The organism is Nonomuraea sp. NPDC050733, from assembly GCF_040654215.1.
In the GTDB taxonomy this organism is placed as follows: domain Bacteria; phylum Actinomycetota; class Actinomycetes; order Streptosporangiales; family Streptosporangiaceae; genus Nonomuraea.
On sequence record NZ_JBFAHO010000002.1, the window covers coordinates 184,090 to 204,731 of the forward strand.

At 72.4% G+C, this 20,642-nt stretch carries 16 protein-coding genes; 12 read left to right on the top strand and 4 right to left on the bottom strand.

The window, feature by feature from the left end:
• The first annotated feature begins 4 nt into the window (after positions 1-4).
• The 4 genes from AB0H64_RS04505 (at position 5) to AB0H64_RS04520 (ending at position 4,382) form a co-directional block, all read left to right on the top strand.
• A complete protein-coding gene (locus AB0H64_RS04505) occupies positions 5-1,564 on the top strand; it encodes a serine/threonine-protein kinase (RefSeq protein WP_357620040.1) in 1,560 nt (519 codons plus the stop codon).
• Positions 1,565-1,811: 247 nt separating this feature from the next.
• Entirely contained in the window at positions 1,812-2,591 is a 780-nt protein-coding gene (locus tag AB0H64_RS04510) for an electron transfer flavoprotein subunit beta/FixA family protein (protein ID WP_357620042.1), read from the top strand.
• A 19-nt stretch (positions 2,592-2,610) separates the two neighbouring features.
• Positions 2,611-3,564 (top strand): electron transfer flavoprotein subunit alpha/FixB family protein, encoded by a 954-nt coding sequence (locus AB0H64_RS04515; RefSeq protein WP_357620044.1) that lies wholly within the window; start codon positions 2,611-2,613, stop codon positions 3,562-3,564.
• Between the two features lie 479 nt (positions 3,565-4,043).
• Positions 4,044-4,382 (top strand): hypothetical protein, encoded by a 339-nt coding sequence (locus AB0H64_RS04520; RefSeq protein WP_357620046.1) that lies wholly within the window; start codon positions 4,044-4,046, stop codon positions 4,380-4,382.
• A 304-nt stretch (positions 4,383-4,686) separates the two neighbouring features.
• Here the strand turns inward: AB0H64_RS04520 and AB0H64_RS04525 are convergent, their stop codons facing one another.
• Entirely contained in the window at positions 4,687-5,880 is a 1,194-nt protein-coding gene (locus tag AB0H64_RS04525; protein ID WP_357620048.1) for an MFS transporter, read from the bottom strand.
• A 693-nt stretch (positions 5,881-6,573) separates the two neighbouring features.
• Positions 6,574-7,092 (bottom strand): TetR/AcrR family transcriptional regulator, encoded by a 519-nt coding sequence (locus AB0H64_RS04530; RefSeq protein WP_357620050.1) that lies wholly within the window; start codon positions 7,090-7,092, stop codon positions 6,574-6,576.
• A gap of 53 nt (positions 7,093-7,145) precedes the next feature.
• Here AB0H64_RS04530 and AB0H64_RS04535 point away from each other — a divergent pair, with 53 nt between their 5' ends.
• Positions 7,146-8,309, top strand: a complete 1,164-nt coding sequence (locus tag AB0H64_RS04535; protein ID WP_357620052.1) for a cysteine desulfurase family protein — start codon at positions 7,146-7,148, stop codon at positions 8,307-8,309.
• 95 nt (positions 8,310-8,404) lie between these two features.
• On the opposite strand, the gene AB0H64_RS04540 is transcribed toward AB0H64_RS04535, so the two are convergent.
• Positions 8,405-9,484, bottom strand: a complete 1,080-nt coding sequence (locus tag AB0H64_RS04540) for a DUF695 domain-containing protein (protein ID WP_357620054.1) — start codon at positions 9,482-9,484, stop codon at positions 8,405-8,407.
• A gap of 182 nt (positions 9,485-9,666) precedes the next feature.
• On the opposite strand from AB0H64_RS04540, the gene mnmA reads away from it, so the two are divergent.
• The gene (mnmA, locus tag AB0H64_RS04545) at positions 9,667-10,746 is read left to right on the top strand and encodes a tRNA 2-thiouridine(34) synthase MnmA (RefSeq protein ID WP_357620056.1); all 1,080 of its coding nucleotides are present in this window, start codon (positions 9,667-9,669) and stop codon (positions 10,744-10,746) included.
• A gap of 88 nt (positions 10,747-10,834) precedes the next feature.
• Here the strand turns inward: mnmA and AB0H64_RS04550 are convergent, their stop codons facing one another.
• Entirely contained in the window at positions 10,835-11,476 is a 642-nt protein-coding gene (locus AB0H64_RS04550; protein WP_357620058.1) for an MBL fold metallo-hydrolase, read from the bottom strand.
• A 23-nt stretch (positions 11,477-11,499) separates the two neighbouring features.
• On the opposite strand from AB0H64_RS04550, the gene AB0H64_RS04555 reads away from it, so the two are divergent.
• From AB0H64_RS04555 to gatA, 6 genes are all read left to right on the top strand, one after another.
• Complete coding sequence (locus tag AB0H64_RS04555; protein WP_357620060.1) at positions 11,500-12,489, top strand: methionine synthase; 990 nt, start codon at positions 11,500-11,502, stop codon at positions 12,487-12,489.
• 76 nt (positions 12,490-12,565) lie between these two features.
• Positions 12,566-14,755 carry an NAD-dependent DNA ligase LigA gene (gene ligA / locus AB0H64_RS04560; protein WP_357620062.1) on the top strand — a complete coding sequence of 730 codons (2,190 nt, stop codon included), beginning with the start codon at positions 12,566-12,568 and terminating at the stop codon, positions 14,753-14,755.
• Positions 14,756-15,160: 405 nt separating this feature from the next.
• Positions 15,161-17,236 carry an EAL domain-containing protein gene (locus AB0H64_RS04565; protein WP_357620064.1) on the top strand — a complete coding sequence of 692 codons (2,076 nt, stop codon included), beginning with the start codon at positions 15,161-15,163 and terminating at the stop codon, positions 17,234-17,236.
• Positions 17,237-17,288: 52 nt separating this feature from the next.
• Entirely contained in the window at positions 17,289-18,725 is a 1,437-nt protein-coding gene (locus tag AB0H64_RS04570) for an ATP-binding protein (RefSeq protein WP_357620066.1), read from the top strand.
• A 108-nt stretch (positions 18,726-18,833) separates the two neighbouring features.
• On the top strand, positions 18,834-19,133 hold the full coding sequence (gatC, locus tag AB0H64_RS04575; RefSeq protein WP_101787882.1) for an Asp-tRNA(Asn)/Glu-tRNA(Gln) amidotransferase subunit GatC: 300 nt from the start codon (positions 18,834-18,836) through the stop codon (positions 19,131-19,133).
• Complete coding sequence (gatA, locus tag AB0H64_RS04580) at positions 19,130-20,620, top strand: Asp-tRNA(Asn)/Glu-tRNA(Gln) amidotransferase subunit GatA (protein WP_357620068.1); 1,491 nt, start codon at positions 19,130-19,132, stop codon at positions 20,618-20,620. Before gatC ends, gatA begins: the two co-directional genes overlap by 4 nt.
• Positions 20,621-20,642: the final 22 nt, after the last annotated feature.

The following is a 20,642-nucleotide window of genomic DNA, read 5'->3' on the forward strand; positions in this document are numbered from 1 at the left end:
CGGTATGAGCGAGCATCTCGGCCCGTACCACCTGCTCTCCAGGCTCGGCTCCGGCGGTTTCGGCCAGGTGCATCTCGCGCTCGACCCCGAAGGGCGCACGGTCGCGGTCAAGGTGCTGCATCCGCACGTCGCGGCCGACACCGTCGCGCTGGCGCGGCTGGCGCGCGAGGTGGAGACGATGCGCCGGGTCGGCGGCCCGTACGTGGCGGAGGTGCTCGACGCCTCGCTGGACGTGGCGCGGCCGTACCTCGTGACCCGGTACGTCCAGGGCAGGCCGCTCAGCGCGATGCCCGTACCGGTGGCCGACCTGCCGCGGCTCGCGGCCGGGCTGGCCGCCGCGCTGCTCGCCATGCACGGGGCCGGGGTCATCCACCGCGACCTCAAGCCGGCCAACGTGATGATGGCCGAAGGGCGGGCCGTGGTCATCGACTTCGGCATCGCGAGCGCGCTCGACTCGCTGTCGGTGACGGCCTCGGGGGCGGTGGTGGGCACGCCGGGCTACCTGGCGCCTGAGGTGCTCGAAGGCCATGAGGCGGGCATGGCGGCCGACGTGTTCTCCTTCGGCGCCACGCTGGCGTACGCGGCCACCGGACGCCAGCCGTACGGGCAGGGCCCGGCCTCGGCGGTGGCCTACCGGGTCGTCCACCACGAGCCGGACCTGGAGGGGACGCCGGAGTGGCTGGAGCCGCTGCTGCGCCGCTGCCTGTCCACGGACCCGGCGGACCGTCCGACGGCCGCCGAGCTGTACACGCACCTGGGCGCCCTGGCCGGGCCCGCGCAAGCTGGGACGGTGGAGGCGCACGACGGGCGGCAGCCGCCCGCCCCTTCGCCCGCCGCCTCATCGCCCGCCGCCTCGGCCGCCTTCGCCTCTTCGACGGGGGAGTCCGTGCCGGGCGGTTCAGCCGGGGGCGCTCTGGCGGCGGGTGCTCCTCCGCCGGGTGGCGCGGCTGCCGGCGGTCCGACCCTCTGGCCGCGGCCCGCCGACCCGCCCGGCGCGCCTGGTGCGGGAGCGTCGGGTACGGGTCTGCCCAGTGCCGGGTTGCCTGGTGTGGGGTCGCCCGATGGTGAGGCGGCGCGGCTGGACCTGCCCGGACTGTCCGGCGGGCGGTTGCCGGACCTGCGTCGTGAGCGCCGCCGATCGCGGGCCGAGCGTCGCCGTGAGGGGCTGCACGATCTGGAGACGCGCGAGTGGCGGCCCGGCGACGACCGGCGGCGCCGCTCCCCCGAGGAGTCCATGGCGCGGCACCGGGAGAAGGTGCGCAGGCGCTGGGTGATCGGGTCGGCCATGTTCGTGGCGCTGCTGGCCGCCGCGGCGCGCGAGCCGCTGCCGGAGGTGGCGCTGTTCCTGCTGGCCGGCTACACGCTGGCGGTGGTGGCCGACGCGGGGGTGGCGCTGTTCTCCCACAGGCCGTACCGGACGAGCCGGATCGTCGTGGACTTCGCGAGCATCGCGGGCGCGGCGGGGCTGTGCCTGGGACTGAGCGTGGCGTTCAGCACGTTCACGCTCGCGCTCTTCGCGGGCACCGCGCTGGTCGTCGGGATCGTGTTCCTGCTGTCCGCCTGACCCGGTGCCCCCTCGCAGCGTACCGAACAAAGTTCGGTAGTGTGGGCCTGGTGAAGCCGAGACGCGGGTACGGAAGGCCGTGTTTGCGTCGAAGCTACCCGTGGGTAACATGTCGGCGGGGGGCCGGGAACGACCCGTGCCACCCGCTGTCACGGAGCCCACGCGACACCTGGCAGTCTGGACAGCATCCAGCGCCCGCCGCACCGACGCGGTGGCGCACGCGAACACGGGAGGTCGGCCACCGGCCATGAACATCGTCGTCTGCGTGAAGCAGGTCCCCGACACGGCGACCGAGCGCAAGCTGCGGTCCGATGACAAGACGCTCGACCGTGACGCCGTAGACGGCGTGGTCAACGAGCTGGACGAGTACGCGGTCGAGGAGGCCCTCAAGCTCAAGGAGGCCCACGGCGGTGAGGTCACCGTCCTCACCATGGGCCCCGGCAAGGCCACCGAGACCATCCGCAAGGCCCTGGCCATGGGCGCCGACAAGGCGGTCCACCTCAGCGACGACGCCCTGCACGGCTCCGACGCGCTGTCCACCTCCTACGCGATGGCGCAGGCGCTGAAGCGGATCGGCTTCGACCTGGTCATCCTGGGCTCCGAATCCACCGACGCCCGCACCGGCCTGCTCGCCGCGATGCTGGCCGAGCGGCTCGGCACCCCGCAGCTCACGCTCGCCAACAAGGTCGAGGTCGACGGGTCGTCCATCACGATCCAGCGGCTGACCGACTACGGGTTCGACCGGGTCGAGGCCACCCTGCCCGCCGTCGTCTCCGTGGTGGAGAAGATCAACGAGCCGCGCTACCCGTCCTTCAAGGGCATCATGGCGGCCAAGAAGAAGCCGGTCGAGACGCTCGGCATCGCCGACGCCGAGATCGCCGCGGACCAGGTGGGCCTCGGCGCGGCCTGGTCCGAGGTCGTCGACTTCGCCGCGGCCCCGCCGCGCGCGGCCGGCACCATCGTCAAGGACGAGGGCGACGGCGGCGTGAAGGCCGCCGAGTTCCTCGCCTCCAAGAAGTTCATCTGAGAACGGGGGTTTTGCTGATATGTCGGAGATTCTCGTTCTCGTCGAGCAGGTCGACGGCGAGGTCAAGAAGGTCACGCTGGAGCTGCTGACGCTGGCCCGCTCCCTCGGCACGCCGGCCGCCGTCTGGGCCGGCCCCGGCATCACCGACGGGGCCAAGGCCAGGCTGGCCGAGTACGGCGCCGAGAAGATCTACGTCGCCTCCTCCAGCGACGTGGTCGACTACGTGGTGGCCCCCAAGGCCGAGCTGCTCGCCCAGCTCGTGGCCGAGAAGTCGCCCGCCGCGGTGCTGGTGGCGGCCACGGCCGAGGGCAAGGAGGTCGCCGGCCGCCTCGCGGTCAAGACCGACTCGGGCGTCATCACCGACGCCGTGGGCCTCGGCGAGGGCTTCGTGGCCGACCAGTCGATCTTCGGTGGCGGCGTCAACGTCCGCTCCCGGGTGCGCAGGGGCACGCCCATCGTCGCCGTACGCCCCAACTCGACCGCCCCCGAGCCCGCCTCCGGCGCCGGCACGGAGGAGGAGGTGTCGCTCTCGCTGAGCGACACCGCCAGGGCGGCCCGCATCGTCGAGCGGGTCAAGCAGGAGAAGGGCGCGCGTCCGGAGCTCACCGAGGCCGCGATCGTGGTCTCCGGCGGGCGCGGCGTCGGCTCGGCCGAGAACTTCTCGGTCATCGAGGGCCTGGCCGACGCGCTCGGCGCGGCCGTGGGCGCCTCCCGCGCCGCCACGGACGCCGGCTGGTACCCGCACCAGTTCCAGGTCGGGCAGACGGGCAAGACCGTGTCGCCGCAGCTCTACATCGCGGCCGGCATCTCCGGCGCCATCCAGCACCGGGCCGGCATGCAGACCGCGAAGACGATCGTGGCGATCAACAAGGACCCGGAGGCGCCGATCTTCGAGCTCGCCGACTACGGCGTGGTGGGCGACCTGCACCAGGTCGTGCCGCAGCTCGCCGAAGAGGTCGCCAAGCGCAAGTAGTCGCAGGGGAGAGCACGGTCTTGGCTGAATGGCGCTTCGCGCATGGGGCTCAGGCTGTGACATTGGGGGGCGCAGCCCCCCAAACCCCCGGCTATAACGGCGCGGTCCTCGCAGTGGGGCGCTTCGCGCATGGGGCTCGGACTGTGACATTGGGGGGCGCGGCCCCCCAAACCCCCGCTCAAGAGCCGCTTCGCCGATTCGGCTGCCAACGACGTCGGACCGGTGTCACATGGCAGGGAACGCTGCACATCATTGGATGGCGCCACCTTCGAGAGACCAACAGTCAGGGCTGTGCGTCGGAAGATGTCAGCGGTGGTGGCGTGGCGTTGGGGGCGTAGCTCCCCCCGGAACGCGAGTTCGCCGGCCATTTCTCGTAACCATGTGTGCCTGGAGCATTACGATAAGTGTCATGCCGTCCCTCCGTCATGACGCCCTCATCCGGCTGTTCAGCAACCGCCCCCTGGCGGTCGAGGTTTTGCGTGACCTTCTGGAATGGACCTGCCTGCCACCCCGCTGATCCGGCTGAATACACCTACAGCATGTCAGCACCCGAAGTACGGCGCCTCCTGGAGGAGATCATGACGTCCACAGACTGGCCCGTCTACAGCCCCTTTGCCCGCGAACACTACGGCCGCGGTCTCGATGAGGGCAAGGCCGAAGAGGCGGCCAGGATGCTCCTGCTCGTGCTGGGCGCCCGTGGCTTCGACGTTCCAGACGACCTACGCGCCCGGATCTCCACCTGCGCTGATCTTGCCCAGCTGGAAAGCTGGACCACCCGCGCGGTGACCGCCCAGACTCTTCAGGACCTGTTCACGTAGAGCGGCTGCTAACGCCGGCAGCGCGGGCACCATCGGTTCGCGATCACCGCCTTCGGGCGGCCGAGCATCGTTGCCGGCCGCGTCCAGTTCCGCGTGGAAGACTGCCGGCCCGTGAGCAGGCAGTTGCCCCAGTGGTGCAAGGCACGTTCTCGACGACGCGGAACGGCGCCGCACGGATCATCCGTGCGGCGCCGTTCGCGTGGCTCAGCCGTTCGCGTGGCTCGTTCGTGCGGTACCGTTCGTGTGGCTCAGCCTTCGCGTGGCTCATGCGGTGCCGTTCGCGTGACGCCCCGAGCGTGGGGTCTCAGGCGGCGACCTCAACGCGCTCGCGGTCGCGTGCCGGCAGGACGCGGACCGCGGCCGGCTCCTCGCGCGGCAGCAGGCGGGCCGCCAGCGCGATCAGCACGCCGAGCACCACCGCGATCCCGAGCGCGGTACGCAGCGAGGTGGCGTCCGACAGGAAGCCGATCACGACCGGCCCGAGCAGCAGCCCCGCGTACCCCATGGCCCCGGCCTGCGCGATGGCCGGACCCGGGTTGTCCGTGGCGGTCCCGGCGAGCGAGAGCGTCATCGGCGAGATCGTCGCCACGCCCAGCCCGACGAAGAACATCGCGAGCACCGCCATCAGCGGCGCGGGCGCCGCCAGCACGACCGTGAAGAACCCGGCCGTGGCCAGCCCCGACACGGTCAGCATGCCGCGCACCCCGAACCGGGACCGCAGCCGGTCACCGGTCAGCCGCGCGAGCAGCATGCCCGCCTCGAACACGGGATAGCCGAGCGCCGCCAGCGCCTCCGGCGCGCCCAGCGTGTCGCGCATGAACAGGCCGTTCCAGTCGGCGACCGTGCCCTCGACCATGAACGCGAAGAACATCAGCGCGCCCAGCAGGTAGACGATCGGCGGCATGCGGCGCCGCGCGGCCGTGCCGGCCTCGGAGGCGGGGGCCTCGGGCAGGTAGGCGCGGCCGGCCAGGATCATCACCGGCAGGGAGACCAGGCCGACGGCCGCCAGGTTGGCGGTGAACGACATGCCCATTGCGATGGCCAGGCTGCCCACGGCGCCGGCGGAGATGGCGCCGACGCACCAGCCCGCGTGCATGCCGTTCATGAGGGGACGTCCGTAAGCGCGCTCAACCGTGGAGCCCTGAGCGTTCATGGCGATGTCCACCATGCCGAACGCCATGCCGAAGAACGCGGCGGCGGCCAGCAGGACGGGCAGGTTCGGCGCGTAGGCCACGGCGGCCAGGCCGACCGCCGTCAGCGGCCCGCCGACGCGCAGGACCGACCTGCTGCCGAACCGGGCCATGGCGCGGCGCATCGACTGCATGGTGACGAGGGCGCCGAGGCCCCAGACGAGCAGGATCGTGCCCACGACGGACTCCGACAGGCCCAGCTTGTCGGTCAGCGCCGGGATGCGCACAGTCATCGTGCCCACCATCAAGCCGGCCATCACAAATGTAAGGATCGCCCCGTATCGGGCCATCCGCAGGTCCTTCGCCATCAGCACACCTCTCAGAGCGTCACGCAAGGTCAGTCAGTCGGAATGTCGGGGGATCGGGCGCCGGAGGGGACCGGCGTCCGTTCGGGAGGCCGGCGGGGCCGGCACCCAGAGGGAACCGGCGCCCTTCGGGGGGAGGGGTGGGGCGGCGGGAATTCCGCGCCCCTTGGGGCTGTCGGGCGCCTTGGGGCAGGCGGCCGCCGTCCTGAGGGCAGGAGGGGGCGGCATGCCGCCCCGGCCGTGGAGGCTGGGACGAGGTCCGCGCCTTCGCGCGTCCGGGCACGGCGCCTCCGGCTCGGCCGGTGTCTCTCCGAAGCCAGGGCGCAGCGCTCGGACGGGGCGTGCCGCTCGGCCTGGAGCGTTCCGGCTGGGGCCAAGGCGTCCCGGCCCGACCGCCGAGCCGCGCGCAGACCGCCGCGCCGTCGGCGAGGCCACGAGAGGGATCAAGGACCGCAGGGACCGCGGCGATCCGCGGCGTCCAGAGGAGACCGAAATCGCGTCTCCGATTCCAGCCCCGCACCGGCCACCGTGACCAGGCACGATTCCCGAGCCAGAGCCTCCAACACCGCCCCGCGCCGCCTTATTTCCGCCCGCGCGCCGCGTTCACGACCCGACCGGAAACCGCACCCGAAACCCCGGGCGCGGCACCCGGAGCGGGCCGCGGACGGACCGCGGCGGAGGGGAACCCCAGGGGCGCTAGGACATGGGAGGAGGTTTCAGCAGGGAGCGGAGCCGGGCCTCCAGGGCCTGCAGGTCGCTCTCCGTGTTGAGCTCCGGGTCGTGACTGGCCACGTCCCAGAGCCCCTCACACGCGAGCCGTACGATCTGCGACGCCAGCGGGTCGGGCTCCCCGCGCAGCTCGTCGCGGTGCCAGCGGGTCATGGCCTCGCGCAGCGGCGCCAGCAGGAACAGGTTGCCCGAGGCGCCGGTCACGACGGCCCATCTTCGCAGCCTGCCCGAGCGCACGGCGGCCAGCGTGGCCGTGAGGTAGCGCTCGGTGTAGGTGTCGCCCGGCTGGGCGGCCATGAGCTGGTCGAAGTCGTCGATGAGGCGCTCGACCATGGCTTTGATCAGGGTCTCCTTGCTACTGAAGTGGTAGAGGAGACCGCCCTTGCTCACCCCCGCGCGGTCGGCGACGGCGGAGAGCGTGAGCGCGGCCGAGCCCTGATCGCACAGCAGATCCTCCGCGGCGTCCAGCAGCTCGTCCCGTCTCATGCGTCTACTGTACCGTCCGGACGGTACAGGGGCAAACGAGATACCCTTGGTGGGTGAACAGACCGTCGGCCTACCTCGATCACGCCGCGACCACGCCCATGCTCCCCGAGGCGATCGAGGCCATGACGGAGCAGCTCGGCCAGGTCGGCAACGCCTCGTCGCTGCACGCGGCCGGGCGGCGGGCGCGCAGGGTCGTCGAGGAGGCGCGCGAGACCATCGCCGACGCGCTCGGCGCCCGCCCGAGCGAGGTGGTGTTCACCTCCGGCGGCACCGAGGCCGACAATCTCGCCCTCAAGGGCCTCTACTGGGCGCGCGCCCCGCGCCGCCGCATCCTGATCAGCTCGATCGAGCACCACGCCGGCCTCGACCCCGTCCACTGGCTGGCCGACACGCAGGGCGCCCAGGTGGAGCCGCTGCCGGTCGACGAGGTCGGCCGCGTCCACCCCGACACGCTGCGCGCCGCCATCGCCCGCGACCCCGGCGGCGTCGCCCTGGTCAGCGTGATGTGGGCCAACAACGAAGTCGGCACCGTCCAGCCGGTCCAGGCGCTGGCGGCGGTGGCGCACGAGCACGACATCCCGTTCCACACCGACGCGGTGCAGGCGGTCGGCCAGCTCCCCGTGTCGTTCGCCGAGTCGGGCGCCGACGCCATCACCGTCAGCGGCCACAAGACAGGCGGGCCGGTCGGTGTCGGCGCGCTGCTGCTGGCGCGCGGCCTGACGCCCGTCCCCGTGCAGCACGGCGGCGGGCAGGAGCGCGACGTGCGCTCGGGCACGCTGGACGTGCCCGCCATCTCGGGCTTCGCCGCCGCGGTGCGGGTCGCGGTCAAGGAGCAGGAGAGCCAGCGGCTACGGCTGACGGAGCTGCGCGACGACCTCATCCGGCGCGTACGTCAGGCGGTGCCCGACGTCGTGCTCAACGGCGACCCGGGGGAGCGGCTGCCGGGCAACGCCCACTTCTCGTTCCCCGGCTGCGAGGGCGACGCGCTGCTCATGCTGCTCGACGCCAAGGGCGTGGAGTGCTCGACCGGCTCGGCCTGCTCGGCGGGGGTGGCCCAGCCGTCCCACGTGCTGCTGGCCATGGGGGCCGACACGGTGGCGGCGCGCGGGTCGCTCAGGTTCTCGCTCGGTCACACCTCGACGCGGGAGGACGTGGACCGGCTCATCGAGGTGCTCCCGGCGGCCGTCGAGCGCGCCCGCCGCGCCGGCCTCGGCTGACCCGGCCGATCCGCCGCCAAGCCGGTCCGGCGCCAAGCCGGTCCGGCGCCAAGCCGGTCCGCCGTCAGGCCGGTCCGCCGTCAAGAAGAGAGAAGTCAGGTGAGGAAGGGGGCGACCGCCGTCCAGGCGGGGTCGTCCGACACCCGCACCCGCGCCCTGCCCTCGGCCCACCCCTTGGCCAGCTCCTCGACCCAGGTGTGGGCGTCGCCGTCCCGGTCGGCGTACAGGTGGAAGATCCGCAACCCCTCGGCGCTCAGCCGGACGGCCAGCAGGGCCGTCTCCCGGCGGTCGAGCAGCCCGGCGGTGAGCCGATCCTCGAAGGACTTCAGCGAGGTCAGTGAGCCGACTGCGGGCAGGCCGCCCTCGTCGCGGTGCCGGTACGGCAGCGTGATCTCGATGTGCCGGTCGAACAGCGGATGGTCCACCGGCCGCAGCGGATGACGGGCGGTCGCGTGCAGCGGCGCACCGCCGGCCGTCTGCCCCTCCAGCAGCGCCCACTGCTCCTCGCCGGGGGCGGGGGCGAGGTCCGAGGCCAGGTCGGCGACCACGGCCGGCAGGTGCGCGGCGGCCACCGCGTCGATCGGCTCGAACGTCACCGGCGTGATCTCGCCCACCCACCGGGCCACGTCGTCCTCGCCCAGCAGCCAGTCGAGGGCGAGCAGCGTCGCCTCCATCCGGACCTCCTCGTCGAGCTCGCCGAAGATCGGGTGGTAGGCCGACACGTCCACGCGCGAGCCGTCGCGCGGCACGCGCAGACCCAGCGTCAGCTTGTCCAGCTCCACCGTGTGCTCGTCCACGTCGAGGGTCCGCTCCGAGGCGCGCGGGTCGGCCTGCCGCGACGGGTGGAACTCCCACAGCAGGTCGCCCTCCGGCGCCGCCCTGGCCCAGCGGTGGGCCAGCGGGCGCAGCTCGGCGTCGCCCGCGGCGGTCACCACCAGGGCGTGCGCCGCCTCCTTGCCGGGGGCCAGCTCCCAGACCAGGCCGGGATGCAGCGCGCTCACGACGGGGTCGAGCAGCTCCGCCAGGCCGTCCGTGTCACCGGCCGCCACCGCGGCTTCGACGCGGGGCCGCGCCTCCTGCCACCACGCCCAGAACGCGGGCACGCCGGCACCCGGCCCGCCCGTCCCCTGCCCACCGGTGCCGTCCTCGCCATCCTTGCGCCCGAACAGTCGCATAGCCGTGCATCCTTTCAGACCTCGCGCGTCCTCGCCTCCTCACCCCGGAGCGACCGCCCGAGGGCGAGCGGGGGCATCCGTCGCGGCCGGCCGTCATCAGGCGGCACGGACCGTCACCGGCTCGCGGCGGGCCGCCGTCGGCGCGAGGCGCACTCTCCACGGGACAGTACGCTTGGAACGTCATGGGATTGCGTGTGCTTGCCGCCATGTCGGGCGGCGTCGACTCAGCCGTGGCCGCGGCCCGGATCGCCGAGGCCGGCCACGAGGTCACCGGTGTCCATCTCGCCCTGTCGGCCAACCCTCAATCCCACCGTACGGGAGCCAGGGGCTGCTGCACGATCGAGGACTCGCGGGACGCGCGCCGCGCCGCCGACGTGATCGGCATCCCGTTCTACATCTGGGACATGGCTGAGCGCTTCCAGCGTGACGTGGTCGAGGATTTCGTGGCCGAGTACGCGGCGGGCCGCACGCCCAACCCGTGCCTGCGCTGCAACGAGAAGATCAAGTTCGCGGCGGTGCTCGACCGGGCGCTGGCGCTCGGGTTCGACGCCGTGGCGACCGGCCATCACGCCAGGCTCGTGGACGGCGTGCTGTCCCGCAGCGTCGACCAGGGCAAGGACCAGTCGTACGTGCTGGGCGTGCTCACCCGCGAGCAGCTCAGCCACGCGATCTTCCCGCTGGGCGACTCCACCAAGGCCGAGGTGCGTGAGGAGGCCGCCCGGCGCGGCCTGACCGTCGCCGACAAGCCCGACAGCCACGACATCTGCTTCATCGCCGACGGCGACACGCGGGGCTTCCTGGCGCAGCGGCTGGGCGAGGCCGAGGGGCCGATCGTGGACGAGTCGGGCGAGGTGGTGGGCAGCCACCAGGGGGCCCACGGGTTCACGGTGGGGCAGCGCAAGGGCCTGCGCATCGACCGGCCCGCCTCCGACGGCAGGCCGCGCTACGTGCTGTCGATCGAGCCGGTGTCCAACACGGTCACCGTGGGGCCGCGGTCGGCGCTGGAGGTCACGACGATCACGTGTGGCCGTCCGGTGTGGAACGGGCCGTCCGCCACCGACGACCCGCCCGGCCGGCTCGGCGACCTGACCGTCCAGCTCCGCGCGCACGGCGAGGTGTACGGGTGCCGCTTCGAGGAGACCGGTGACGGGCTGCGCATCGAGCTGGACCGCCCGGCCACGGGCGTCGCCGCGGGCCAGGCGGCGGTGCTCTACTCCGGCGCGACCGTCATCGGCAGCGCCACGATCAGCCACGCCGCCTGACGGCCGAGCGCCACGATCAGTCACGGTCAGCCACGCCGCCTGACCCGAAGCCCGTGCTCCCGGGCGCGGTCGGCCCGGGGCGGTGCTGTCAGCCGAGGGTGACCGACTCGCCGACGGGGATGCGCCGGATGTCGGCGCCCTGCTTGTCCGACTCCAGCTTGAGCCAGGTGTCCAGCAGGCCCAGCCCCACGTCGCTGTACAGCGCGTCGTGCGTGGAGTACGCCCGCGCCGGCCGTACCTTGCGCAGGTACTCGATCATCTCCGGCAACTTCAGCCACGGCGCGGAGGTGGGCACCAGGAGGGTCGGCACGTCGGCTTCGGGCACCGTGAGCGCGTCGCCCGGGTAGAACACCTCGTCGTCGATCATGAAGCCGACGTTCTGCACGATCGGCATGTCGGGATGGTTCGCCGCGTGCCACTCGCCGAACGCCTTCACCCCGAACCCCGCCACCTCGAACGTGTCGCCGTGGCGCACCGTCCGCACCTTGGCGGGCAACCCTTCCGCCGCGGCCAGCTCCTCGGCGACCGCCTCGCACGTCCAGATCTCCAGCTCCGCCGGGGCGGCCCTCAGCCGGTCGGGGACGACGTGGTCGGCGTGCTGGTGGGTGATCAGCACCGCGTCGGCGCCGTCCAGGGCCTCGGCCTCGCTGAACATCCCCGGGTCGATGACGAGGACCTTGCCGTCCTTCTCGAGCCGCACGCAGGCGTGGCCATATTTGGTGAGTCTCATCTTGGAGAGCCTACGCTTGTCCCATGTTGACGTGGGAAGCCACCGGGGTCGGGTCGCAGCCGGGACAGGATCACCTGGAGGCGGCACGGCTCGTGTTCGGCGAGCTGCCGGACCTGCCCTACCTTCCGGAGCTCCCCGCGCGGGGGGTGGGCGCGGACATGATCGGCCGTACGGCGGGGCTGCTGGTGGAGCTGCCGGTGGAGGTGCAGCCGTCGGGCTGGCGGCTGACCGGCCGGCCGGGGCGCGACCACCAGCGGGCCGTGGACCACCTCAGGCGCGACCTCGACGGCCTGGAGGAGGTGGGCCACGCCTACGAAGGGCCGCTGAAGGTGCAGGTGTGCGGCCCGTGGACGCTGGCGAGCGCGCTGGAGCTGCGCCACGGCGACAAGGTGCTGTCCGACCACGGGGCCGTGCGCGACCTGACCGACTCCCTCGCCCAGGGCGTCGCCGAGCACGTCGCGGAGGTGCGGCGGCGCCTGCCCGGCGTCACCGAGGTGGTGCTCCAGCTCGACGAGCCCGGTCTGCCGGGGGTGCTGGCCGGCACCGTGCCGACCGCCTCGGGCTTCGGCCGGCTGGCCGCCGTGGAGGAGTGGCGGGTGGAGGCGTCGCTGCGCCGGTTCCCCGCGCCGATCGTCCACTGCTGCGCGCCGTCCGTCCCGTACGACCTGCTGCGCCGCGCGGGCGTGCGCGGCATCTCCGTGGACGCGTCCCTGGTCAGGCGGCGCGACGAGGAGGCGGTCGGCGAGGCGGCGGAGGCCGGGCTGCTGCTGTTCCTCGGCGTGGTGCCCGGCACCGACACGCGGCTGCCGGACGTGGGCGTCGTCGCCAAGCCCGCCGTGGAGCTGTGGCGGCGGCTCGGGTTCCCGGCGGAGCGGCTGGCCGGGCAGGTGGTGCTCACCCCGTCGTGCGGGCTGGCCGGCGCCTCACCCGCGTACGCGAGGGCGGCCCTGGCGGCCTGCCGGAAGGCGGCCCGGGTGCTCCGTGACGATCCGGAGGCGGGGGGCGCCGAATGACGCCCCCACCTGGCCAATCTTGTCGGTGCCCGGCGATAGCGTTCTCCCAGGGGTCGAGGAAGGAAGGAGTGCCGGCGTGAGCGAGCTGAACACCGAGGCCGGGGGCGTGCCGGTGGAGGCGCTGAAGCGGCATGCAGAGGTGTCGGAGCTGGTCGAGGAGGCCCGCTGGCGCTACTACGTGCTCGACCAGCCCACGGTCAGCGACGCCCAGTTCGACGCCTGGTTCAACGAGCTGCTGGCGCTGGAGGAGGCGCACCCCTCGCTCCAGACGCCCGACTCGCCGACCCAGAACGTGGGCGCGCCGGTCTCGGGCGACTTCGCCAAGGTCGACCACCTCGCCCGCATGGAGAGCCTCGACAACGCCTTCAACGCCGCTGACATGGCCGCCTGGCAGGCGCGCGCCGAGCGGCTCGCCGAGCGCGACCCCGGCCCCTACCTCGTGGAGCTCAAGATCGACGGGCTCGCGGTCGCGCTCGTCTACCGCGACGGCAGGCTGGAGCGCGGCGCCACCCGGGGCGACGGCCGCACCGGCGACGACGTGACGGCCAACGTCCGCACCATCAAGGGCGTGCCCCACCGGCTGACGGGCGACGACGTGCCCAGCCTGGTCGAGGTGCGCGGCGAGGTCTACATCCCGGTCGCCGACTTCAAGACGCTCAACGAGCAGCTCGTCGAGCAGGCCAAGCCCCCCTTCGCCAACCCGCGCAACTCCGCGGCCGGCACCCTGCGGCAGAAGGACCCGCGCGTCACCGCGCAGCGGCCGCTCCGCATGATCGTTCACGGGGTCGGCGTCTGGGAGGGCGCCACCCCGCCGCGCACCCAGTCCGAGATGTACGAGCGGCTGCGTGCCTTCGGGCTGCCGGTGAGCGACCTGTACCAGGTCGTGGCCAGCCCGGCGGAGGTCGACCGGTTCATCGAGCACTACCACGTCCACCGGCACGACCCCGCCTACGAGATCGACGGCGTGGTGGTCAAGGTGGACGACTTCCGCCTCCAGCGGGAGCTGGGCTCCACCTCGCGGGCGCCGCGCTGGGCGATCGCCTACAAGTACCCGCCGGAGGAGGTCAACACCAAGCTCCTCGACATCCAGGTGGGCGTCGGCCGCACCGGCCGGGTCACGCCGTTCGCCGTGATGGAGCCGGTGACCGTGGCCGGGTCCACGGTGGAGCGGGCCACCCTGCACAACGCCGCGATCGTGGTCAAGAAGGGCGTGCTGATCGGCGACACCGTGGTGCTGCGCAAGGCGGGCGACGTCATCCCCGAGGTCGTCGGGCCGGTGACGGCGCTGCGCGACGGCTCCGAGCGGGAGTTCGTCATGCCGACGCACTGCCCCGAGTGCGGCACCGAGCTGGCCTACGAGCGTGAGGGCGACGCCGACCTGCGCTGCCCCAACGCCCGCGGCTGCCCCGCGCAGATCCGCGAGCGCCTCTACTTCGCGGCCGGGCGCTACGCCCTCGACATCGACGGCCTCGGCTACGTCGCGGCCACCGCGCTCACCCAGCCGCTGCCGCCGCAGGAGCCGGTGGTGCGCACCGAGGCCGACCTGTTCGACCTGACGCTCGACCAGCTCATCCCGATCCGCTCCGTGGTGCGCGACATGGACAGCGGCCTGCCCAAGATCGACCCGAAGACGGGCGGGGAGAAGGTCGTCTCGTTCTTCTCCAACCTCAACGGCGAGGCCAGCCAGAACGCGGTCAAGCTGATGGAGTCGCTGGAGCAGGCCAAGCAGGTGCCGCTCTGGCGGGTCCTGGTGGCGCTGTCGATCCGCCACATCGGCCCGCCCACCGCCCAGCTCCTCGCCCGCGAGATGCGCTCGATGGACGCCATCATGAACGCCTCGGAGGAGGAGCTGGCCGCGGTCAAGGACATCGGGCCCCGTACGGCGGCGACGATCCGCGAGTGGTTCCAGGTCGACTGGCACCGCGAGATCGTCGAGCGCTGGCGCGCGGCCGGGGTCCGCATGGAGGACGAGCCGGCGCCGGAGAAGGGGCCGCAGATCCTCGACGGGCTCACGTTCGTGGTGACGGGCACGCTGGAGGGCTACACGCGCGACTCCGCCGCCGAGGCGCTCACCAGCCGGGGCGGCAAGGTGTCGGGGTCGGTGTCGAAGAAGACCGCGTTCGTGGTCGTCGGGGAGAACGCCGGGTCCAAGTACGACAAGGCGGTCAGCCTGGGGGTGCCGATCCTGGACGAGGCGGGCTTCGAGATCCTGCTCAAGGACGGACCGGAGGCGGCGGCCAAGGCGGCGGTGACGCCGGAGGGCTGACCGGGCACGATCCCCGCCCGGCCTGGCGCCAGGGGGCGAGGCTCGGTGATGTGACACGAGGTGGGGGAGTAAGCCGGTCCCCTGCGTGACACGGATCGGGGAAGCGGGCCGGTCCCCTGCTTGACACGACACGGGGGAGTAGGACGCCGCCCCTGCGTGACGCGACACCGGGGAGCGGGGCGGGGCTCCGGGCGACACGCCCGGGGAGCGAACAGATCACATCGGCGGGGAGCAAAAGGGCCGAAAGCCGCCGCGCAGGTACAGAGCGTCGATATGCTGGCTACACAGTGTGCTTTCCGGGCATATGTCCGAAAGGAGAAGTGACGGAACGTACGCGGTTGGTTTCGCGAAGTGGGGTAAAGGTCGTACCCTCCCATAGTGACCTGATGGGGGTTCTGTTTACCGATGACTGACCCAACCGACACCCGCGACACAGGCCCACGCGTCGGCACGCCACTATGGGCGTACCTCGCGGGCATCACCGTGATCGGCTTCACCGCCCTGGCCGTGGCCCTGCTGAGGCTGGATCCCGCGCCCCTGGTGGAGCTCGCCCGCACGCCACTGTTCTGGGTGCTGGCCGTGCTGGTCATCCTGGGAGAGCTGCGGCCCGTGATGGTGTCCTCCGCGGCCGTGGTGGGCGGCACCTACCCCTCCACGATGTTCACCTTCGCCGTGCTGCTGCACTTCGGCCTGCCCGTGGCGGTGCTCATGCAGTGCGTGGCCGTCGTGATCAACGGGGTGGTGACGCGCCGGGCGTGGCACCGGGTGATGTTCAACACCGCGCAGTCGACGCTGGCGCTGACCGCCGCCGCCGTGGTGCTGGGCGCGTTCGGCATCATGCCGAGCCCGGCGCGGCCGTGGGTGCCCGACGGGAGCGACCTGGCCGCGCTCGGCATCGCCGGCGTCGCCTACTTCGCCATCCGGGCCGCGCTGGTCAGCGGCGCCGTCGCCCTGCACGAGCGCCGCTCGATCGCGCGGGTGCTCAGGGCCTCGGCCGGGCCGCAGAGCCTCGTGTACGCGGGCCTGCTCGGTCTCGCGCCGCTGGTCGTGGTCGTCATGGGCCAGGCGCCGGAGATGGTGCCGCTGTTCGTGGCGCCGCTGGCCGCCGTCTACTTCACCGCCACGCTGTCGATGCGCCGCGACCACCAGGCCATGCACGACGAGCTGACCGGCCTGCCCAACCGCAAGATGCTCATCGTCAGCACCGAGGAGGCGCTGGCCGAGGCCCGCCAGGACGAGCGGGTCGGCCTGTTCCTGCTCGACCTCGACCGGTTCAAGGAGGTCAACGACACGATGGGGCACCCGGTGGGCGACCGGCTGCTCCAGATGGTCGCCCACCGGCTCACCCACTCCGTGCGGCCCGGCGACGTCGTGGCCCGGCTGGGCGGCGACGAGTTCGCCGTGCTCCTGCCCTCGATCCGCGACGCCCACGCGGCCCGCGAGGTGGCGGCCCGGTTGCGGGCGGCCCTGACCGAGCCCGTGCGCCTGGAGGGCATGACGTTCGATCTCGACGGCTCGGTCGGCATCGCCCTCTACCCCGACCACGCCCCCGACTTCGAGCTGCTGCTGCAACGCGCCGACGTGGCCATGTACCTCGCCAAGGAGAGCCGTACGGGCGTGGAGCTCTACCAGCCGAACAAGGACCGCAACTCGCCCGAGCGTCTCAACCTCCTGGGCGACCTGCGCCGCGCCGTCGACAACGGCGAGCTGCGGCTGCACTACCAGCCCAAGGTGGGCCTCGCCGACGCGGCCGTCCACGGGGTGGAGGCGCTGCTGCGCTGGCGCCACCCGGTGCACGGGCCGATCGCGCCGTCGGAGTTCATCCCACTGGCCGAGCAGTCCTACTTGATGCGCCAGCTCACCGCGTACGTCATCGAGAGCGCGCTGGAGCAGGCGGCCCGCTGGTGGCACACGGGCCTGCGGGTGCGGATCTCGGTCAACATCTCGGCCCGCGACCTGCTCGACTCGGCGCTGCCGGAGCAGCTGGAGCTGGGGCTGGCCAAGTACCAGCTCCCGCCGGCCGCCATCCAGCTGGAGGTGACCGAGCGCATCCTCATGGGCGACCAGGTCTACCAGCACGAGGCGATCAAGGCGCTGGCCGCGCTCGGGGTGCCGCTCGCGCTGGACGACTTCGGCACCGGCTACTCCTCGCTCATCCGGCTCCAGCGGCTGGCCATCTCCGAGGTCAAGATCGACGCGTCGTTCGTGCGGCGCATCGCCGAGTCGGAAGACGACGCGCGGATCGTGCGCTCGATCGTCGACCTGGTCCGCTCGCTCGGGCTGCGCTCGGTCGCCGAGGGGGTCGAGACGGACGCGGTCGCCCTGCGCCTGGCCGAGATGGGCTGCGACCTCGGCCAGGGCTGGCTGTTCGGCAAGCCGATGCCCCCGGCCGACGCCACGGCCTGGCTCCGCGACCGCTTCGACCCCTCCACCTCGGACGTCGAGTACGGCTACCGCCCGGAGGTCACCCAGACGGCCTAAGAGCGAGGAGTACACTTCGTCGAAGTACACTCCTCCATTCTTGGGATGCCGCGTGGTTCCGAAACCCGACCGTGTCTTCGCGAGAGACGCCGAGTGGCGGCACCTGGCCCGCTTCGCGGCGGGCGCGGGCCGCCGGCCCCAGCTCGGCGTCATCAGCGGACGCCGCCGACAGGGCAAGACCTTCCTGGTGGAAGCCCTGGCCAGAGAGACCAACGGGTTCTACTTCGGCGCGACGGAGGCCACCGAGACCGAATCGCTCCGCCTGTTCTCCACCGCGCTCACCGAGCATGTCCAGCCGGCCACGCCGTACCGGTTCGGCGACTGGAACGAGGCCATGCGGCAGCTCGTCGCGCTCAGCGCCGAGCGACGGGAGGTCATGGTCATCGATGAGTTTCCCTACTTGAGCAAGGCGTCGCCGACGCTCCCGTCGATCATCCAGCGGGAGATCGACCGGGCCATCGCCGAAGACCTGCCCGCGTCCCTGCTGCTGTGCGGGTCGGCGATGTCCGTCATGGGCCGCCTGCTCGCCGGGAACGCGCCGCTGCGCGGCCGGGCGTCCATGGAGCTGGTGATCCGTCCCTTCGACTACCGTCTGGCCGCCCGGTACTGGGGGATCGAGGACTTTCGGCTCGCCGTTCAGGCTCATGCCGTGGTCGGTGGCACGCCGGCATACCTGCGCTTCGTGAGCGATGACACGCCTCGAGGACCCGGCGACTTCGACGACTGGGTGCGGCGGACCGTGCTCGACCCCGGCATCCCGCTGTTCCGCGAGGCGCGCTACCTCCTGGAGGAGGCGGCGGACGTGCGGGACTCGGCGCTGTACCACTCGGTGCTGGCCGCGGTCGCCACCGGCAACGGCACCCGTGGCGGCATCGCCGCCTACATCGGGCGCAAGGCGGCCGACGTCGGCCATCACCTCAACGTGCTGGAGGACAGCTCTCTGCTGCGCCGGGACCCCGATGTCTTCCGCTCCTCCCGCTCCGTCTACCGCGTGAGCGAACCGTTGATCACCTTCTACCAGGTGGTGATGCGGCCACGGTGGGGGCTCCTGGAGAGCGGCCGGGCTGAGGCCGTATGGAAGGACTCGCGTACGCGCTTCAGGGACCAGGTGCTGGGCCCGCATTTCGAGGAGCTGTGCCGCGCGTTCGCGCGGGCGGAGGACGTGTTCGGTGAGCTGCCGGGTGACGTGGGCGCCGGAGTGGTCACCGACGCGGGGCGGCGCGAGCAGATCGAGGTGGACGTCGTGGTCTTCGCCCCGGCCATGCCCGGCGAACCCCGCCGGATCCTGTCCCTCGGCGAGGCGAAGTGGGGCAGGACGATGGGGTCCGGGCACAGCGGGAGGCTCCGGCGTGCCAGGGACGTGCTGGGTGCCAAGGGCTACGACGTGCGCGACACCGTGATCGCCTGTTACAGCGGTACGGGGTTCGACGCCGCGTTGCGGGCGGAGCCGGATGTCCGGGCCATCGGGCTCGACGAGTTGTACGGGTGAGTGTGGCGGGGCGCGTGTTTCCAGGTGGTTAAGGGTTCGGAGGCGATCCGTCAAGGCCCCTAGGATGTGAGTGTCCAAACTCCATCCACGAAACGGGTTCAACGACTCATGTCCGCCATAACCCGCGACGAGGTCGCACACCTGGCCCGGTTGTCCAGGCTGGCGCTCACCGACGACGAGCTCGACCACTACGCCACGCAGCTCGATGCCATCATCGAGTCGGTCGCGAAGGTAGCCGAGGTCGCCGCCGAGGACGTGCCGCCGTCGTCGCACGCGCTCCCGCTGACCAATGTCTTCCGTGCCGACGAGGTGCGACAGTCCCTGACGCCCGAGCAGGCGCTCTCCGGCGCCCCCGCCGTCGAGGACGACCGCTTCCGGGTGCCGCGCATCCTCGGGGAGGAGGCATGAGCCTGATTCGTAAGACCGCCGCGGAGCTCGGCGCGATGATCTCGGCCGGTGAGGTGTCGGCCGTCGAGGTGGCCGAGGCGCACCTCGACCGCATCGCCGAGGTCGAGCCGAAGGTCAACGCGTTCCTCCACGTCGACCGGGAGGTGACGCTCGGCCAGGCGCGCGCCGTCGACGAGCGGCTGCGCGCCGGTGAGCGGCTCGGCCCGCTGGCCGGCGTGCCCATCGCGCACAAGGACATCTTCGCCACCCAGGACATGCCGACCACGGCCGCGTCCAAGATCCTCGAAGGCTGGCGCCCGCCGTACGACGCGACCGTCACGCGCCGCCTGCGCGAGGCCGGGCTGGTCATCCTGGGCAAGACCAACCTGGACGAGTTCGCGATGGGCTCCTCCACCGAGAACTCCGCCTACGGCCCGACCCGCAACCCGTGGGACCTGGCCAAGATCCCGGGTGGCTCGTCGGGTGGTTCGAGCGCGGCCGTCGCCGCGTACGAGGCGCCGCTGTCGACCGGCACCGACACGGGCGGCTCGATCCGGCAGCCCGCCGCGGTCACCGGCATCGTCGGCATGAAGCCGACCTACGGTGGTTCGTCCCGCTATGGCCTGATCGCGTTCGCCAGCTCGCTCGACACGCCGGGCCCGTTCGCCCGCAACGTGCTGGACGCGGCGCTGCTGCACGAGGCGTTCTCCGGGCACGACCCGATGGACTCGACCTCGATCGACGCGCCGGTGCCCTCCGTGGTGGAGGCGGCCCGGCAGGGCGACGTGGCCGGCCTGCGGGTCGGCGTGGTCAAGGAGTTCGGCGGCGACGGCTACCAGCCGGGCGTGCTGGCCCGCTTCCACGAGGCCGTGGCGCTGCTGGAGTCGCTCGGCGCCAAGGTCGTCGAGGTGTCCTGCCCGTCGTTCGCGACCGCGCTGCCCGCGTACTACCTGATCGCGCCGTCGGAGTGCTCGTCCAACCTGGCGCGCTTCGACGCCATGCGGTACGGCCTGCGCGTCGGCGACGACGGCACCCGCAGCGCCGAGGAGGTCATGGCGCTGACCCGGGCCGCCGGCTTCGGCCCCGAGGTCAAGCGGCGCATCATGCTCGGCACCTACGCCCTGTCGAGCGGCTACTACGACGCCTACTACGGCCAGGCGCAGAAGGTGCGCACGGTCATCTCGCGCGAGTTCGAGGCCGCCTACCACCAGGTGGACGTGCTGGTCTCGCCGACGACGCCGACGACGGCGTTCGCGATCGGCGAGCGCGCCGACGACCCGATGGCGATGTACCTCGCCGACCTGTGCACGATCCCGACCAACCTGGCCGGCAACGCGGCGATCTCGGTGCCGTGCGGCCTGGCCGACGAGGACGGACTGCCGGTCGGCCTGCAGATCATGGCCCCGGTGCTGGGCGACGACCGCTGCTACCGGGTCGGCGCCGCGGTCGAGAAGGCCCTGGAGAGCCGCTGGGGCGGCCCGCTGCTGAAGGAGGCTCCGGCACTGTGACGGACACCGGTACGACCACGAA

What these genes read in the sequence shown, in the direction of transcription:
- AB0H64_RS04505 (WP_357620040.1), top strand. Translation starts at nt 5, where the DNA reads ATGAGCGAGCATCTCGGCCCGTACCACCTGCTCTCCAGGCTCGGCTCC.
- AB0H64_RS04510 (WP_357620042.1), top strand. Translation starts at nt 1,812, where the DNA reads ATGAACATCGTCGTCTGCGTGAAGCAGGTCCCCGACACGGCGACCGAG.
- AB0H64_RS04515 (WP_357620044.1), top strand. Translation starts at nt 2,611, where the DNA reads ATGTCGGAGATTCTCGTTCTCGTCGAGCAGGTCGACGGCGAGGTCAAG.
- AB0H64_RS04525 (WP_357620048.1), bottom strand. Translation starts at nt 5,880, where the DNA reads ATGGCGAAGGACCTGCGGATGGCCCGATACGGGGCGATCCTTACATTT.
- AB0H64_RS04530 (WP_357620050.1), bottom strand. Translation starts at nt 7,092, where the DNA reads ATGAGACGGGACGAGCTGCTGGACGCCGCGGAGGATCTGCTGTGCGAT.
- AB0H64_RS04540 (WP_357620054.1), bottom strand. Translation starts at nt 9,484, where the DNA reads ATGCGACTGTTCGGGCGCAAGGATGGCGAGGACGGCACCGGTGGGCAG.
- mnmA (WP_357620056.1), top strand. Translation starts at nt 9,667, where the DNA reads ATGGGATTGCGTGTGCTTGCCGCCATGTCGGGCGGCGTCGACTCAGCC.
- AB0H64_RS04550 (WP_357620058.1), bottom strand. Translation starts at nt 11,476, where the DNA reads ATGAGACTCACCAAATATGGCCACGCCTGCGTGCGGCTCGAGAAGGAC.
- AB0H64_RS04555 (WP_357620060.1), top strand. Translation starts at nt 11,500, where the DNA reads ATGTTGACGTGGGAAGCCACCGGGGTCGGGTCGCAGCCGGGACAGGAT.
- AB0H64_RS04565 (WP_357620064.1), top strand. Translation starts at nt 15,161, where the DNA reads ATGACTGACCCAACCGACACCCGCGACACAGGCCCACGCGTCGGCACG.
- gatC (WP_101787882.1), top strand. Translation starts at nt 18,834, where the DNA reads ATGTCCGCCATAACCCGCGACGAGGTCGCACACCTGGCCCGGTTGTCC.
- gatA (WP_357620068.1), top strand. Translation starts at nt 19,130, where the DNA reads ATGAGCCTGATTCGTAAGACCGCCGCGGAGCTCGGCGCGATGATCTCG.